The organism is Ramlibacter henchirensis (assembly GCF_004682015.1).
GTDB lineage: Bacteria > Pseudomonadota > Gammaproteobacteria > Burkholderiales > Burkholderiaceae_C > Ramlibacter > Ramlibacter henchirensis.
This window is the reverse complement of the sequence record NZ_SMLM01000001.1, coordinates 1,097,969-1,113,567: the sequence shown is the minus strand read 5'-3', so window position 1 is coordinate 1,113,567 and position 15,599 is coordinate 1,097,969. Positions and strand designations below refer to the sequence as shown.

The 15,599-nt window shown below is 69.1% G+C and carries 16 protein-coding genes; 4 read left to right on the top strand and 12 right to left on the bottom strand.

Annotated elements, in window-relative coordinates:
* The first annotated feature begins 84 nt into the window (after positions 1–84).
* Positions 85–285, top strand: coding sequence for a hypothetical protein (locus EZ313_RS05500; RefSeq protein ID WP_135262188.1), 201 nt, complete (start codon positions 85–87; stop codon positions 283–285).
* A gap of 8 nt (positions 286–293) precedes the next feature.
* On the opposite strand, the gene EZ313_RS23215 is transcribed toward EZ313_RS05500, so the two are convergent.
* Positions 294–698 carry a DUF2061 domain-containing protein gene (locus EZ313_RS23215; RefSeq protein WP_167772518.1) on the bottom strand — a complete coding sequence of 135 codons (405 nt, stop codon included), beginning with the start codon at positions 696–698 and terminating at the stop codon, positions 294–296.
* A gap of 148 nt (positions 699–846) precedes the next feature.
* Here EZ313_RS23215 and EZ313_RS05490 point away from each other — a divergent pair, with 148 nt between their 5' ends.
* Positions 847–1,377, top strand: coding sequence for a hypothetical protein (locus tag EZ313_RS05490; RefSeq protein WP_167772517.1), 531 nt, complete (start codon positions 847–849; stop codon positions 1,375–1,377).
* A 10-nt stretch (positions 1,378–1,387) separates the two neighbouring features.
* Here the strand turns inward: EZ313_RS05490 and EZ313_RS05485 are convergent, their stop codons facing one another.
* The 10 genes from EZ313_RS05485 to EZ313_RS05440 all read right to left on the bottom strand — a co-directional run bounded on the left by EZ313_RS05485 (position 1,388) and on the right by EZ313_RS05440 (position 10,926).
* Positions 1,388–1,681 (bottom strand): hypothetical protein, encoded by a 294-nt coding sequence (locus EZ313_RS05485; RefSeq protein WP_135262185.1) that lies wholly within the window; start codon positions 1,679–1,681, stop codon positions 1,388–1,390.
* Between the two features lie 96 nt (positions 1,682–1,777).
* A complete protein-coding gene (gene lpdA, locus EZ313_RS05480; protein WP_135262184.1) occupies positions 1,778–3,175 on the bottom strand; it encodes a dihydrolipoyl dehydrogenase in 1,398 nt (465 codons plus the stop codon).
* Between the two features lie 7 nt (positions 3,176–3,182).
* Positions 3,183–4,571: a dihydrolipoamide acetyltransferase family protein gene (locus EZ313_RS05475; RefSeq protein WP_135262183.1), complete on the bottom strand. Its 1,389-nt coding sequence runs from the start codon at positions 4,569–4,571 to the stop codon at positions 3,183–3,185.
* 3 nt (positions 4,572–4,574) lie between these two features.
* On the bottom strand, positions 4,575–5,588 hold the full coding sequence (locus EZ313_RS05470) for an alpha-ketoacid dehydrogenase subunit beta (RefSeq protein ID WP_205960373.1): 1,014 nt from the start codon (positions 5,586–5,588) through the stop codon (positions 4,575–4,577).
* Positions 5,589–5,638: 50 nt separating this feature from the next.
* Positions 5,639–6,874: a 3-methyl-2-oxobutanoate dehydrogenase (2-methylpropanoyl-transferring) subunit alpha gene (locus EZ313_RS05465; RefSeq protein WP_135262182.1), complete on the bottom strand. Its 1,236-nt coding sequence runs from the start codon at positions 6,872–6,874 to the stop codon at positions 5,639–5,641.
* 200 nt (positions 6,875–7,074) lie between these two features.
* On the bottom strand, positions 7,075–7,641 hold the full coding sequence (locus tag EZ313_RS05460) for a restriction endonuclease (RefSeq protein ID WP_135262181.1): 567 nt from the start codon (positions 7,639–7,641) through the stop codon (positions 7,075–7,077).
* A gap of 17 nt (positions 7,642–7,658) precedes the next feature.
* Entirely contained in the window at positions 7,659–8,135 is a 477-nt protein-coding gene (locus tag EZ313_RS05455) for an FKBP-type peptidyl-prolyl cis-trans isomerase (RefSeq protein WP_135262180.1), read from the bottom strand.
* A gap of 60 nt (positions 8,136–8,195) precedes the next feature.
* Positions 8,196–9,179 carry a Bug family tripartite tricarboxylate transporter substrate binding protein gene (locus EZ313_RS05450; protein ID WP_135262179.1) on the bottom strand — a complete coding sequence of 328 codons (984 nt, stop codon included), beginning with the start codon at positions 9,177–9,179 and terminating at the stop codon, positions 8,196–8,198.
* Complete coding sequence (locus tag EZ313_RS05445; protein WP_135262178.1) at positions 9,176–10,150, bottom strand: TauD/TfdA dioxygenase family protein; 975 nt, start codon at positions 10,148–10,150, stop codon at positions 9,176–9,178. The genes EZ313_RS05450 and EZ313_RS05445 overlap by 4 nt, the downstream gene beginning before the upstream one ends.
* A gap of 14 nt (positions 10,151–10,164) precedes the next feature.
* The gene (locus EZ313_RS05440; RefSeq protein WP_135262177.1) at positions 10,165–10,926 is read right to left on the bottom strand and encodes a class II aldolase/adducin family protein; all 762 of its coding nucleotides are present in this window, start codon (positions 10,924–10,926) and stop codon (positions 10,165–10,167) included.
* A 171-nt stretch (positions 10,927–11,097) separates the two neighbouring features.
* Here EZ313_RS05440 and glgC point away from each other — a divergent pair, with 171 nt between their 5' ends.
* Together glgC and EZ313_RS05430 are read left to right on the top strand one after the other, a co-directional pair.
* Positions 11,098–12,426 carry a glucose-1-phosphate adenylyltransferase gene (glgC, locus tag EZ313_RS05435; RefSeq protein ID WP_135262176.1) on the top strand — a complete coding sequence of 443 codons (1,329 nt, stop codon included), beginning with the start codon at positions 11,098–11,100 and terminating at the stop codon, positions 12,424–12,426.
* Positions 12,427–12,487: 61 nt separating this feature from the next.
* Complete coding sequence (locus EZ313_RS05430) at positions 12,488–14,026, top strand: class I adenylate-forming enzyme family protein (protein WP_135262175.1); 1,539 nt, start codon at positions 12,488–12,490, stop codon at positions 14,024–14,026.
* Here EZ313_RS05430 and EZ313_RS05425 read toward each other — a convergent pair.
* Positions 13,986–15,482, bottom strand: a complete 1,497-nt coding sequence (locus EZ313_RS05425; protein WP_135262174.1) for a cytochrome P450 — start codon at positions 15,480–15,482, stop codon at positions 13,986–13,988. The genes EZ313_RS05430 and EZ313_RS05425 overlap by 41 nt on opposite strands.
* Positions 15,483–15,599: the final 117 nt, after the last annotated feature.

Here is a 15,599-nt window from a genome sequence, read left to right as displayed (position 1 = left end):
GAGGAAACGCTCCATTGTGGGCAATCCGCGGCGAAGGGGCCTGCTGAGCTCGTCGCGCACTATCCTGTGCAGGTGGAAATCCGCGTGGAATTCGATCCCGCCGGGCCGGCCGATCCCGCCGTGGTGTGGTTCGGCCGCAGGCGCCTGCCCGTGCATGCGGTGCTGGACCGCTGGTATGGGCCCGGCATGCGCTGGTGGAAGGTGGCCACGGATGACGGCCCCTACATCCTGCGCCGGTCCGAGCACGACCGGCAGTGGGAACTCGCGGCCGTGCCGCGCGGCTGAACTGCGCGTCAGGCCGGTTCCGGCAGCGCTGCGGCGCGCCGCGCGTCCCACCAGCGGCTGAAGAAGTGGTGCGCCACGGCGTTGGCCAGCGGCTCGGCGACCGCGTACGCGCTGGCCGCGACGAAGCTTCCGGTGAGCGTCCAGCCGACGCCGATGGCGACGACCAGGTGCGAGCCCGCGAGGGAACTCGACAACAGGATTGCGCGGCGGCGAGGCGCGATCCTCGCGCGCGCCACGGCCCTTTCCAGGTTGTGCGCCACGAGCGTGTTCACGGCCGGCTCGATGAAAGCCAGCAGCCCGCCCAGAACGAAGCCGCCGGTGAACAGCCAGCCCAGCGCGACCGCGATCGCGAGGTGGATCACGGCGAAGGAGGCGGTCTTGGCGACGGAAGAGTCGAGGCGGCGCAAACGCATGCATCCATGGTAGGGACGGATGCGGATGAGCGGGATTGGACTTGCCGATGGCGGCGATTGCCAACTCCGGCACGAAAAGCAGGAAGGGAGCGTCTGCAAGAACGGTCGAGCTGCGCGATCATGTCGGCCTCGGAGGGAAGAGGAAGAGATGACGCCACGCAAGGATGAGCTGCGGTGCCCGTTCTGCCGCACCGTGCTGGCCCCGCACGTCACGGTCTGCCACCGCTGCAAGGCCCAGCGCCGCACCCGCCGCGGCATGTCGCCACGAGGCTTCCGGATGTTCTTCGCGATCTGGATGGCGCTCGCGCTGCCGCTGATGGGCGCCGCGTGCTTCGTCGGTTTCGCGCCCTGGGGACCGGCCGGCTCGCCCCCGCCTTATGCGCTGGCGCTGATCGGCGCCAAGCCCTCAGCGGATGAAGTGGTGCGCTGCCGCGTCGAGGTGGTGGAGCCCGATGGCCGCAAGACGGTGAAGCTGCTGGATGCGCAGTGCCGCGAACCGGTTGCTGCTGCGCCTGCCGAGGGCGAGCCGTCGCCGACGCAGCAGCGCCTTGCGACCGCGTTGCATACGGCCTTGTCGCTGCTGACGGGACTGACGCTCAGCGTGCTGTTGCTGCCACTCGTGCGGCTTTTGTTCCTGCGCAAGAGCACGCCCAGCTGGGTGCGGCGCGTGACGATCTAGTCACGCGGGATCAGTGGCGATGGTGGTGGCGGTGATGGTGACGGTGCCCGCCGAATCGCCCGAAGATGCCAAGGCTGATCGACGGGTAGACGGCCGGGCCGTAATAGACGGGCGGCGGCGCCACGTACACAGGCGCCGGGGCCACGACCACCGGAGCCGGCGCCACGCCGGGTGAGCTGCTGTAGACGACTGGCGCGCTGGGATAGCTCGTATAAGCCGGCTGCGCCGGATAGACCGCGCAGCCGCCCAGCAGGCCTGCTGCAGCCAGAGCGGCGGCCGTGATAGCGATGCGCCGAATGTTCATGCGTTGATCCTGCGCGTTCACTGGAGCGCGACGATTGCGCCCAGGCAAACATCGCTACAGGATGTAAGAAGCGGGGGCCTGCGTGCGTTCAGTGGCTCAGATATGCAACGCGTGCCCCAGCGCCCGCAGCGCCGATTCCTGCACCGCCTCTCCCAGCGTCGGATGCGCGTGGATGATCCCCGCGACATCCTCCAGCCGCGCGCCCATTTCGATCGCATAGCAAAACGCGGTCGACAACTCCGACACACCCTGCCCCACTGCCTGCCAGCCGAGCACCTGGTGCGTGTCCTTGCGGGCGACGACGCGAACGAAGCCTTCGCTGCCTTCGACGCTCAGCGCGCGGCCATTCGCGGCGAACGGGAATGAGGCGACCTGCACGTCCATCCCGCGCGCCTCGGCTTCATCGGGCGACAGGCCTGCGACCACGAGTTCGGGATCGGTGAAGCACACGGCCGGGACCGCCATCGGCGCGAAACGACGGCGTCGTCCGGCGACGATCTCCGCGACCATCTCGCCCTGCGCCATCGCCCGGTGCGCGAGCATCGGCTCGCCGGTGAGATCGCCGATCGCCCAGACATTGCGCATCGAAGTGCGGCACTGCTCGTCGGTCCGAACAGCGCGGCCGGCCATGTCCAGCTGCAGCGATTCGAGCCCGAATCCCGCAGTCCGCGGCACGCGCCCGACCGCCACCAGCACCTTGTCGGCGGGCAGCACGTACTCGTCGGCCTGGCTGCTGCGCACGCGCAAGCCGTTGCCGGTGTCGGTCAGGCCCTCGGCCTTGCAGTTCAGGTGCAGCGTGATGCCCAGGCGGCGCAGCGACGCGAGCACCGGTTGCGTGAGTTCCTCGTCGTAGCCCGGCAGGATGCGGCCGGTGGCTTCGACCACCGCGACATCCACGCCCAGCTTGCGCCAGGCGAAGCCCAGTTCCAGGCCGATGTAGCCGGCGCCAACCACGACGAGATGCTGCGGCTTCTCCGTCAGCGCGAGCGCTTCGGTCGAGGTGATCACCGGCCCGCCGACGGGCAGGTTGGGCAGGTCCACGGCCACGGAGCCGGTCGCGAGCAGCAGGTGTTCGCAGGCGATGCGCAGCGGCTCGCCTTCGTGCGGGGCGACGTCGACCGTCTTGCCGTCGACGATCGTCGCCCGGCCCTTCACGACCTGCACGCCGGCCTTGCGCAGCAGCGCGCCGACGCCGCCGGTGAGCTTGCCCACCACGCCGTCCTTCCAGCGCTGCGCCTGCCCGAGGTCGACTGCGGGCTCCTGCACGCGGATGCCCAGCGGGTTCGACGACGTGAAGCGGCAAGCCCGCTCGAACTCTCCGGCCAGGTGGATCAGCGCCTTCGAGGGGATGCAGCCCACGTTGAGGCAGGTGCCGCCGAGGGCCTCGCCCTCCACCAGCACCGTGGGGATGCCCAGCTGGCCCGCGCGGATCGCCGCGACGTAGCCGCCGGGGCCGCCGCCGATCACCAGCAGCGTCTTGTTCAGCGTCTTCATCGGCCGCTCACTCCACGAACAGCATCGCGGGCGTTTCCAGCAGCGCGCGGATGGCCTGGATGAATTTCGCCGCGTCCATGCCGTCGACGACGCGGTGGTCAAACGAGGACGAGAGGTTCATCAGCAGCCGCTTGACGACCGCGTCGCCCTCGAACACCGGCCGCGCGACGATGCGGTTGACGCCGATGATGGCCACTTCGGGATGGTTGATCACGGGCGTGGTCACGATGCCGCCCAACGGTCCGAGGCTGCTGATGGTGATCGTGGAACCCTGCAGCTCGTCCCGCGCTGCCTTGCCCGAGCGCGCGGCTTCCGCCAGCCTCGCGACCTGCTTCGCAAAGGCCCACAGGTCCATGGCTTCGGCATGCCGCAGCACCGGAACCATCAAGCCGGAATCGGTCTGCGTGGCGATGCCCAGGTGCACGGGCTCATGCCGCGTGACCACGCCCGCGTCGTCGTCGAAGCGCGCGTTCATCTGCGGGAAGTCCTCCAGCGCCAGCACCACCGCGCGCGCGATGAAGGGCAGCACGGTGAGCTTGCCGCGCGTGGCGCCGTGGCGGTCATTGAGCCTGGCGCGCAGTGTTTCGAGCTCGGTGACGTCGATCTCCTCGACGTAGCTGAAGTGCGGGATGCGGCGCTTGGCCTCCTGCATCTTCTGCGCGATCTTGCGGCGCAGCCCGATGATCGGCAGCTGTTGTTCGCCGTGCTTCTGGCGCAGGCGTGTGCCGGCCGCAGTCTGCGGTTGACCGCGCGAGGCGAGGTAGACATCGAGGTCGGAGTGCTCGATGCGGCCCGCGGGACCGCTGCCGTGGACGAACTGGAGTTCGATGCCGAGTTCCCACGCGCGGCGGCGCACGGCGGGGGAGGCGATCGGGCGTTCGCCGGGTTGCCTCCTCGGCGCAGGCGTCACCTGCGGCGGCCTTGCTCCCTCTCCCGCTTGCGGGAGAGGGTTGGGGTGAGGGTGTTCGGGATGCGACGGGAGCTTGGGCGTTTGTTCGGCGGGCGCAGCCCTCACCCCTGCCCTCTCCCGCGAGCGGGAGAGGGAGTTGTCCGACTCAGAACCCGCCGTGATGTCGTCCTTCCGATCCGGCGGGATCGCCGCCGTGGTCGCGGCGGCCGCCTTCGAAGGAGTTCCCGGCTTCACATTCCCCTCCCCCGCCACCTCGATCCGCACCAGCTCCGCCCCGACAGCCATCAGCTGCCCCGGCTGGCCCCCAAGCTCCATCACCTTCCCCGCCACGGGCGACGGGATCTCCACCGTCGCCTTGTCCGTCATCACGTCCGCGACGATCTGGTCTTCCTTCACCTCGTCGCCCGGCTTCACGCGCCACTCGACGAGTTCCACTTCCGCGATGCCTTCGCCGATGTCGGGCATCTTGATCGCATAGATCCCCATGCTTCAGCCCTCCAGCACGCGTTTGTAGGCCGCGGCGACGCGGTCGGGTCCCGGGAAGTACGCCCACTCCTGCGCATGCGGGTACGGCGTGTCCCAGCCCGCCACGCGCTCGATCGGCGCTTCCAGGTGGTAGAAGCAGTGCTCCTGCACCAGCGCCGACAGCTCGGCGCCGAAGCCGCTGGTGCGCGTGGCTTCATGCACGATCACGCAGCGGCCGGTCTTCTTGACGGACGCGACCACCGTCTCGATGTCCATCGGCCAGATCGAGCGCAGGTCGATGATCTCGGCATCGACTCCGCTCTCGCGCGCGGCGCACTCCGACACCCAGACCATCGTGCCGTAGGTGATCACCGTCAGCTGCGAGCCGGGCCGGAAGATCGCGGCCGAATCGAGCGGAACGCGGTAGTAGCCCTCGGGCACGTTGCCCAGTTCATGCTTGCTCCAGGGCACGACGGGCCGGTCGTGGTGGCCGTCGAACGGCCCGTTGTACAGGCGCTTGGGCTCCAGGAAGATCACCGGGTCGTCGTTCTCGATCGCCGAGATCAGCAGGCCCTTGGCGTCGTACGGGTTGCTCGGCATCACGGTGCGCAGGCCACACACGTGCGTGAACAGCGCCTCCGGGCTCTGGCTGTGGGTCTGGCCGCCGTAGATGCCGCCGCCGCAGGGCATGCGGATGGTGATCGGGCAGGTGAAGTCGCCCGCGGAGCGGAAGCGCAGCCGCGCCGCCTCCGAGACGATCTGGTCGCTGGCCGGATAGAAGTAGTCGGCGAACTGGATCTCCGCGACGGGGCGCAATCCATATGCGCCCATGCCGACGGCCGCACCGACGATGCCGCCTTCGTTGATCGGCGCGTCGAAGCAGCGGTGCTTGCCGTACTTCGCCTGCAGGCCTTCCGTAACTCGGAAGACGCCGCCGAAATAGCCCACGTCCTGGCCGAACACGACCACGTTGTCGTCGCGTTCCATCATCACGTCCATGGCCGAGCGCAACGCCTGGATCATGGTCATCTGCTTCATCGCGCCCGCATCGGCGGTGAGCAGCTCTTGCCGCGTCTTGGTCAGCATGCTCAGACCCCCAGTTGCTGGCGTTGCGCGCGCAGGTGGGCGGGCATCTCGGCGTAGACGTCCTCGAACATCGTGGCCGCGCTCGGGATGTGGCCGTCCAGCAGCGTGCCGTAGCTCTCGGCTTCCTTCTGCGCGGCGGCGACCTCGGCCTCGAGTTCGAGGCGGACCTGCTCGTGCTCCTGCTCGCTCCATGCCCCCAGCCCGATGAGGTGCTGCTTGAGGCGCTGGATCGGATCGCCCAGCGGGAAGCGTTCCCAGTCGTCGGCGGGGCGGTACTTGGACGGGTCGTCCGAGGTCGAGTGCGCGCCGGCCCGGTACGTGACCCACTCGATCAGCGTCGGGCCCAGGTTGAACCGCGCACGCTCGGCGGCCCACTGCGACGCCGCATACACCGCGAGGAAATCGTTGCCGTCGACGCGCAGCGACGCGATGCCGCAGCCCACGCCGCGCGCCGCGAAGGTGGTGGACTCGCCGCCCGCGATCGCCTGGAAGGTGGAGATCGCCCACTGGTTGTTGACCACGTTCAGGATCACCGGCGCGCGGTACACGTGCGCGAACGTGAGTGCCGTGTGGAAGTCGGCTTCCGCCGTGGCGCCGTCGCCGATCCACGCCGACGCGATGCGCGTGTCGCCCTTGATCGCCGACGCCATCGCCCAGCCCACCGCCTGGATGAACTGGGTGGCCAGGTTGCCCGAGATGGAGAAGAAGCCCGCACGCTTGTACGAATACATCACGGGAAGCTGGCGGCCCTTGACCGGGTCCCGCTCGTTGCTCATGAGCTGGCACATGAGCTCCACCATGGAGATGTCGTCGCGGCTGAGCAGCAGGCCCTGCTGCCGGTATGTGGGGAAGCACATGTCGCCCGGCTCGATGGCGGCAGCGTGGGCGCAGGCGATCGCCTCCTCGCCCAGGCTCTGCATGTAGAACGAGATCTTGCGCTGGCGCTGCACGATCAGCATGCGGGCATCGAAGATGCGCGTCTTCATCATCGAGCGCAGGCCCTTGCGCAACTGCGCCGTGGAGATCTCCGGCGCCCACGGTCCCACCGCGCGACCTTCGCGGTCGAGCACGCGCACCAGCTGGTAGGCGAGGTCCTGCGTGTCGTAGTGGGTGGTGTCCACCGGCGGCCTGCGGACGGCGCCGGCCTCCGAGACATGGAGGTAGGAAAAGTCGGTCGCACAGCCGGGCCGCCCCGAGGGCTCCGGCACGTGCAGCCGCAGGGGCTGACGCTCGCTCATGCAATCACTCCGCGCGCGGGTGGCGCGCCAACAGGGTTTGCAAACGGGGAACACGGCGGCGGGTCGGCCGTCGTCCTCCTCCTTCGACCCTTGCGCGGGTTGCGCGCGAGGGCGGTTCAGTTTAGGGCGGAAATGCGCGGCGGTGGGGTGGTGGCTGGTGGTTCGAACGGATGGGTCCGCCGACCCTGTGCTCTCGCGTCCTACTTGCGCAACAGGCGCACGAGCGCATCGCCCTGCACCACTTCGATCTGCCGCGACTTGGCCAGGCGAGTGGCCTGTGGCGTGAGTTCACCCAGCGCGACATAGACGCCGCGCGAAACGTCCTGCTTGCGCATGGCGTTATCCAGCGCCTGGAGCGATTCCTCGCCGTGGCGCGCGGCTTTCCAGCGACGTGCGGACACCAGCGATGCGGGCTGGCCGTTTCGCTCCAGCACGAGGTCCGCCCCGCCCTGCCCGCTGCGCACCTGCCAGCCCTGGCGCGTGAAGCCCGCGCGCAGCGCCTGTTCGAACTCGGGCCAGCCCATCCTGGAAGCGCCCTCCAGCACCGAACGGGACTCGCTCTCGCTGGGCGCGCCGAGCTGCCGCCAGAACGCGATGCCCGCGATCACCACGAACGGCAGCGCGCCGAGGCTGCCCACGTTGCGGTACTGCGCCGGCAGCAGCGCCTGCACGACCGCCACGAAAGCGGCGGCAACCAGCATGCTGATCCACCACGGCTTGCGCAGCAGCACCGCGAAGAGCGAGTTCTCCGCCATGCGGAACTTCATGCTGGTTCTCCGCGCGATCAGTGGTGGTGCCCGTGCTCACCGTGCACGTGGCGGTGCTCGATCTCCTCCGACGTGGCCGCGCGGACGCTCATCACCTTGAGCAGGAATCTGAGCGCCTTGCCCGCGAGCGGATGGTTGCCGTCGAGGTGGACCGTATCGCCCTTGATCTTCATGACGTGGAACACATGCGGCTGGCCGCTGTCCGTCATGCCTTCGAGCTGGCCGCCCACTTTCACGCCCGGCGGGAACTCCTTCTTCGGCATGGTGCGCACCAGCGCCTCGTCGCGCATGCCGAAGGCGTCTTCGGGTTGCAGCTCCAGCGTGACCTGGTAGCCCGGCTCCTTCCCGTCGAGCGCGGCTTCGATCTTCGGCAGCGTGTTGTCGTAGCCGCCGTGCAGGTAGGCCAGGGGTTCCTTGCTCTGCTCGAGCAGGCGGCCGTTCAGGTCTGCGACCTTGTAGGTGAGGGTGACGACGGTGTCTTTGGCGATTCGCATGGGGAGCGATTCTGCCAAGGCGCCAGGCCCCGCCTGCGCCCTGGACGCTGGAAGCGAACTTCAGCTCGCCTTCAACCCCGCCGCGCGCACCAGATCCCCCAGCCGCTTCTCATCCCGCGCAATCAGCTCATTGAGCTGCTGCACGCTCATGGGCATCGCATCCACGCCCACCTTCTGCAGCGCGGCCCGGCCCTCGGGCGAATCCAGCGCCTTGTTGATCTCGGCATTCAGCCGCTGGACGATCGGCATCGGCGTGGCACGCGGCGCGGCCACCGTCTGCCAGGCCTGAAGGTCGATCTGCGGGAAGGTCTCGGCCACGGTCGGCACGTTCGGCAACGCCTGCGTGCGCCGCGCGGCGGCCACCGCGATGGCGTTGATCTTTCCGGCCTGGATCTGCGGCATGGCCGCGACCGCGTCGAGGAACATGAAGTCGATGCGGCCGGTCATCAGGTCCTGCAACGCGGTCATGCTTCCCTGGTAGGGCACGTGCGTGGCCTGCACCTTTTCCTGTCCCTTGATCATCTCCACGATCAGGTGGTGCATCGTGCCCGTGCCGGGCGAGCCGAAGTTCAGCTTGCCCGGGTTGTTGCGGATCTCCTTCACGAGTTCGGGCAGGCTCGCCACCTTCAGGTCCGGGCGCGTGACGAGGTACAGGCTCACTGCGCCGATCATCGCCACGCCGATGAATTCGGAGGGGGTCGCGGGCGGGTTCGCGTACATCGCCGGCGAGATGGCCAGCGTGGTGCTGGTGGCCACCATCAGCTGGTAGCCGTCGGGCGGCGATTTGGCCACGACACTGGCGCCGAGCAACGTGCCGGCGCCCGGGCGGTTCTCCACCACGATGGGCTGCCCCAGCGCGGGACGGATGCGGTCGGCGACGAGCCGGCCGAGCGTGTCCGTGAGCGCGCCCGCCGGGAAGGGCACCAGCAGCTTGATCGGACGATCCGGATAAGTGCCCTGCGCCAGCGCCGGCAGCGCGAGCGCACCGCCCGCGGCGGCGGCGCTCGCCAGCAGCTGGCGGCGAGTGACAAGCGACGCGTTCATGCACCCTCCTTGGACAGCTTGCGCTCGAACTCGCGGATCGGCCGCTTGCCCGGGGGCGCCACCTTCACGTTGTGCCCATCCGGCAGCGGCGCCACGCCCTCCTCCGGCGTGTAGGGACCGCTGACGCCGACCACTGCATCACCTGAGATCGTCACCCGGTTCATCGTGCGCCGCTGCGGGTAGTAGTCGTGCGGCGCGTAGTGCTGGGTGGAGCGGTTGTCCCACATCACGACTGTGTGCGGCTGCCACTTCACGCGCAACTGGTACTCGGGGATCGCGGCGCGGCTGTACAGGTAGTTCAGGATCATCTGGCTCTCGTCGTCCTTGAGCCCCTTGATGCGGACAGTGAACTGCGCGTTGCAGTTGAGGATGCGCCGGCCCGTCACCGGATGGACGCGCACCAGCGGATGGGAGGGAGTGGGGAACTCCTGCTCCAGTTCGCGCAGCCGGCGCTGGTGCGCCTCCGAGCTGGTGAACAGGTGCCGGAACGGCTTGAAGTCGTGGATCGCCTCCAGGCCATGGATGTACTGCTTCATGCGCTCGGACAAACCCGTGTAGGCCGCCGTCATGCTGGCGAACAGCGTGTCGCCGCCGAACTCTGGCACCACCTTGGCCCGCAGGATGGTGGCCATGGGCGGCGCCATGCGGAAGGTCTCGTCCGAATGCCACTGGTCGGTGAGCGCCGGCGGGTTGTCGGCCGAGTAGTCCAGCACGATCACCTCGCGCTGGTCGTCCAGGTTGGGGCTGAAGGGATGGATCGACAGCTCGCCGAACATGCGGCCGAAGGCCATCTGCTGTTCCAGCGTGATGTCCTGGTCGCGAAACACGAGCACCTCGTGCTTCACGAAGGCCGCGTTCAGCGCCTCGAATTGCGTGCGCGGCATCGGCTTGCGCAGGTCCAGTCCGCGGATCTCGGCGCCGATGTTGCCGCCGAGGCGAACGACTTCGAATCCGTGTTCGTTCAAGGCCATCGCGATCTCCGTTCTCAGAGCGCGTCGCGCGAGATGCCCGCGCGGCGCAGCATGGCGTCGAACATCATCTGCGAGACGCCGTCGGCCTTGGTGCTGTCGTTCATCTTCAGCCGGCTGGCCGGCACCTTCTCCAGCACCGAGACGGGGATCTCCCGGTTCGGGCCCGCGCCCGCGTCGGCGGCCAGCTGGATCTCGCACGCCCGCTGCAGCGTCCACAGCCGCTGGAAGCACTGCGCCACGCTGCCTCCCACGGTAAGGAGTCCGTGGTTGCGCAGGATCAGGTGGTTGCGGTTGCCGAGCGACTGCACCAGCCGCGGGCGTTCGTCCACGTTGGTCGTGACGCCCTCGTACTCGTGGTAGCCGACGTCGCCGTACAGCATGGCGGAATAGAAGTTGTCGTGGCGCAGCCCGCTCTCCTTGCACGACACGGCGCAGCCGGCCGTGGTGTGGATGTGCATGACGCAGTGCGCGTCGGGCCGGGCCTGGTGGATGGCGCCGTGGATCACGAACCCCGCGCGGTTGACCTGGCGGCCGGTGCCGGTGATGTCGTTGCCCTCGATGTCGATCTTCACCAGGTTGGACGCGGAGACCTCGCAGTAGTGCAGGCCGAAGGGATTGATCAGGTAGTGCGCCGAGCCGGGCGGCGACGGCACGCGCAGCGTGATGTGGTTGAAGATCGCCTCGGTCCAGCCGAGCTGGTCGAACAGGCGGTAGCAGGCGGCGAGCTCGCGGCGGGCGGCTGCCTCCTCGGGAAGGTCGGCGAAGGAGTGGTTCATGGTGCGCAATTGTTCAACGCGTCCGCGCGCGTCCAGCCGGATCGCGCCTCGGGATTTCCCTAGCGCCCGCGCAGAGGCAGCCGGTGGCCCGATGGCCGTTCGACAGTCGAAGGCGTCCTACAGGCATGCACCGGCACGTGGCGGAAAGTGCGCCTGAGCAAGGACGTTTCCATGGCCAAAGAAGACCTCGCCTTCGAACACCTCATCCCCGCCCGCAACCTCAACGAAGACGCGCGCACGGCCGAACGGCTGAGCCTGGCGCGCCAGCTCCCCAAACGCACGGTCGCGCTGGTGCTGGCCGGCGGCCGTGGTTCGCGGCTGCGCGAACTGACCGACCGGCGCGCCAAGCCCGCCGTCTATTTCGGCGGCAAGTTCCGCATCGTCGACTTCGCGCTGTCCAACTGCATCAACTCGGGCATCCGCCGCATCGGGGTGCTGACGCAATACAAGTCGCACTCGCTGCTGCGCCACCTGCAGCGCGGCTGGAACTTCCTGCGCGGCGACGCCAACGAGTTCATCGACCTGCTGCCGGCCCAGCAACGCATCAACGAGGCCGACTGGTACCGCGGCACGGCCGACGCGATCTACCAGAACATCGACATCCTGCGCAGCTACGGCCCCGAGTACATCCTCGTCCTCGCCGGGGACCACATCTACAAGCAGGACTATTCGCTGATGCTGCTGGACCACGTCGAGTCGGGCAGCAAGTGCACCGTGGGCTGCATCGAGGTGCCGCGCATGGAGGCCACCGCGCTGGGCGTGATGCACATCGACGAGCGGCGGCGCATTACGAACTTCCTCGAGAAACCGGCCGACCCGCCCGCCATGCCGGGCAAGCCCGACCGTGCGCTGGGCAGCATGGGCATCTACGTCTTCGATGCCGAGTACCTGTACCGCCTGCTGGAGGAGGACTGCAACGACCCGAACTCGCAGCGCGACTTCGGCAAGGACGTGATCCCCAAGCTGGTGGCGCAGGGCCAGGCGCTGGCGCATCCGCTCAACCTGTCGAGCGTGCCCGCGAGCACCCGCCACGACCCTTACTGGCGTGACGTCGGAACCGTCGACGCGTTCTGGGCGGCGAACCTGGACCTCGCCTCCAACATGCCGGAGCTGAACATCTACGACCGCGACTGGCCGATCTGGACGCACCAGGAGCAGCTGCCGCCGGCCAAGTTCGTGCCCGACGAGGGCGGCCGGCACGGCGAGATAGCCAACGTCATGGTCTCGGGCGGCTGCATCGTGTCGGGCTCCGACCTGACGCACTCGGTGCTGTTCTCCAGCGTCCGCGTGCACTCGTGCTGCAAGATCCGCGAGACGGTGATCCTGCCCGGCTGCGACATCGGCCGCGGCGCGCGCCTTTCGCGCGTGGTCATCGACCGCGGCTGCCGCATCCCGGACGGGATGGTGATCGGCGAGGATGCCGAGGCGGACGCGCGGCGCTTCTACCGCACCGACACCGGCGTGGTGCTGGTGACGCCGGAGATGCTCGAACAGCTGTGAAGCGCGCGACGCGAGGCGGGGGCCGGGAGAGGCAGAATCCCTGCTTCATCGCCGCCTTCGCATGAGCACGCCGACCGACTCCTCTGCCTTCCCGCCGTTCCGCGTTTTCAGCGAGCTCGTGCGGGAGCACGCGGCCGCGCGGCCGGGCCACACAGCATTTGTCCAAGGCGAGCGGCGGCTCAGCTGGGGCGAGCTCGATGCCCTCGCGGACCGCATCGCGGCCGCGCTGCAGCGTGATGGCGTGCAGCCGCGCGAGAGCATCGCGATCAGCGGCGCCAACAGCATCGAGTACGCCACCCTGTTCGTGGGCGGGCTGCGTGCCGGCGCGGCCGTGGCGCCGCTGCCGACCGGGGCCACGCGCGAGCAGCTCGCCGGCATGGTGGCCGACAGCGGCGCGCGGCTGCTGTTCGCCGATGCCACCGTGCCCGCGCTGCAACTGCCGGTGCCGCGCATCGCGATGGACGGCAGCTCGGGCCATCGCTCGCTGCAGGACTGGCTGGCGCCCGAAGGTTCGCGGCCGAAGCCGGTCGAGCCGCAGCCGGATTGGCCCTTCAACATCATCTATTCGTCCGGCACCACGGGCACGCCCAAGGGCATCGTGCAGCCGCACGGCATGCGCTGGGCGCACATGGGGCGGGCCGAAGCGGGCGGCTACGGACCGGAGTCGGTGGCGCTGCTGGCGACGTCGCTCTGCTCCAACACCACGCTGGTCTGCATGTTCCCGGCGCTCTCGCGCGGTGGCACCGTGGTACTGACCGAGGGCCGGTTCGATCCGCTGGGCTACCTCAAGCTGGCGGAACGCGAGCGCGCCACCCACACGATGCTCGTGCCGGTGCAGTACCAGCGGCTCATGGCCCATCCGGAGTTCGACCGCTTCGACCTCTCGTCCTTCGTCATGAAGTTCTGCACCAGCGCGCCTTTCTCCGCCGCGCTGAAGGCCGACATCCTCAAGCGCTGGCCCGGCGGGCTGACCGAGTACTACGGCATGACCGAGGGCGGCGGCACCTGCATGCTGGCGGCGCACGAGTTCCCGCAGAAGCTGCACACCGTCGGCAAGCCGGCCGAGGGCCACGACATCCGCCTCATCGACGAGGACGGCCGCGAGGTGCCGCCCGGCGAACTCGGCGAAGTGGTCGGCCGGTCGGCTTCGATGATGACCGGCTACCACGGCCAGCCCGGCAAGACGCGCGAAGCCGAGTGGTACGACGCGCAAGGCAACCGCTACATCCGCACCGGCGATGTCGGCCGCTTCGACGAGGACGGCTTCCTGGTGCTGATGGACCGGCGCAAGGACATGGTGATCAGCGGCGGGTTCAACATCTACCCGAGCGATCTCGAAGCGGTGCTGCGCCAGCACGAAGGCGTGGCGGACGTCGCGGTGGTCGGCGTGCCGTCGGCCGAATGGGGCGAGTCGCCGGTGGCCTGGGTGGTGCCCGCCGCCGGCGCGCCCGCGCCGGAAGCCCTGCGCCAATGGGCCAACGAGCGCCTGGGCAAGACGCAGCGGCTGGCCGGGGTCCGCTACATCGACGAGCTGCCGCGCAGCGACATCGGCAAGGTGCTCAAGCGCCAGCTGCGGGAGAAGTGGGCGTCGCCGGATTGAGGCCGGCACGCGGCCCTCGGGGCCGCAGGCGCATCTTCAATCCCACCGGCGCCATCACGATCGCGATCCGCTCGCGCGGCTCCCCGCCGCCTTCGGGCGCGACCTCCTCGAGTTCGAAGTTGGCCAGCACCATGGCCGCGGCCAGCTTGATCTCCGCCAGCGCGAGATAGCGCCCCGGGCACATGCGCGGGCCCGCGCCGAAGGGCATCGTGTGCCGCTTCGCCGAGGCCATGGCATGCGCGGCCGCGCCTTCCGCACGCCAGCGCAGCGGGTCGAAGCGCTCCGGCTGCGGAAACTCCTGTTCCTGCAGCCCCGGCGGGCGCATCAGGCAGATCACCATCTGGCCCTTGCGCACCGACACGCCTTCGACCACGGTGTCGCCCAAGGCCTGGTTCATGATGAAAGGCGCGACGGGCTTCAGGCGCATGGTCTCGCTCGCGCAGGCCTCCACGACATCGAGTTTCGCCAGCTGCTCCAGCGAATGCACACCGTTGGCACCGCCCAGCACGCGGTCGACTTCCTCGCGGGCGGCCGCCGCAGCCTCCGGGTGGCGATGCAGGTGCCAGAGCATCCACGCCAGCGTGTTGGCCGTGGTGTCCTCGCCTGCCAGCAGCATGGTGAGCACGTTGCCGGCCACGTCCTCGTCGGTCACACCGCTGCCGGGCCGGTCGCGCGCGGCCACGAGCGCCTGGATCAGGTTTTGGGGCTGCTCGCGCAGCTCCGGCCGCGCCTGCAGCGCCGCGCGCGCCTTGGCGATGAAGTCGTGCACGGCCGTGCGCAGCGCGCGCAGGTGCGGCTCCATCTCGCGGTCGCGCATGCGGCGAAGCCACGCGGGCGGGTCCATTGGCGACAGCAGCCGCTTGAACAGGGCCGGCATCACCACGTTCAGGTGCTGCTGGATGGTGGCGTCGCCCGCGCTCTCCAGCGTGTTGAGGTCCTCCCCGAACGCCAGACCGGTGGTGACGTCCACCGTGTAGCGCATCAGGTCCGCCTGCAGGTCGATCACTGCGCCTTCGCGCGCCGCCTTCTCCCACCGGCGCCGCAGCCGGTCGGTCACCTTCACGAGCGCGGGGAAGAACTGCCGGATATGGGCCGGATCGAGCCCCGCCAGCACCATCGGCCGCTGCCGCCGCCAGGTGTCGCCGCTGGCGGTGAACAGCCCGAGGAAGCCCATCTGCGCCGAAACCTTCTCGATTCGCTCCGTGCGCCGGAACAGGTCCGGCCTGCGGCGCAGCACCTGGCCGATGCTGTCCGCCTGCGTGACCACCATGAAGCGCCGCTCGCGGATGCTGAAGGTGAACGGCGAGCCGTACTGCCGCGCCCATTCCTCCAGCTGCAGGTGGAAGCGCTCGCGCTGGATCTGCAGCGCATTGCCCACCAGCGGCCAGGGCCTGGGACCGGGCAGCGCGTCCATCGCCCGCGTGGCCACGGTGTCGGAAGTGGTTGTGCTGTCCATGCGGCGCCTCTTGAAAAGCGGCCAGCGTCGCAGCACGCCGGCGCGGCGCGTCTAGGGTTTTCCCGCGATGACCCGGAAAGTTCCCGGCGTCGCTTCGCGCCAACGGCGGGGTATTCC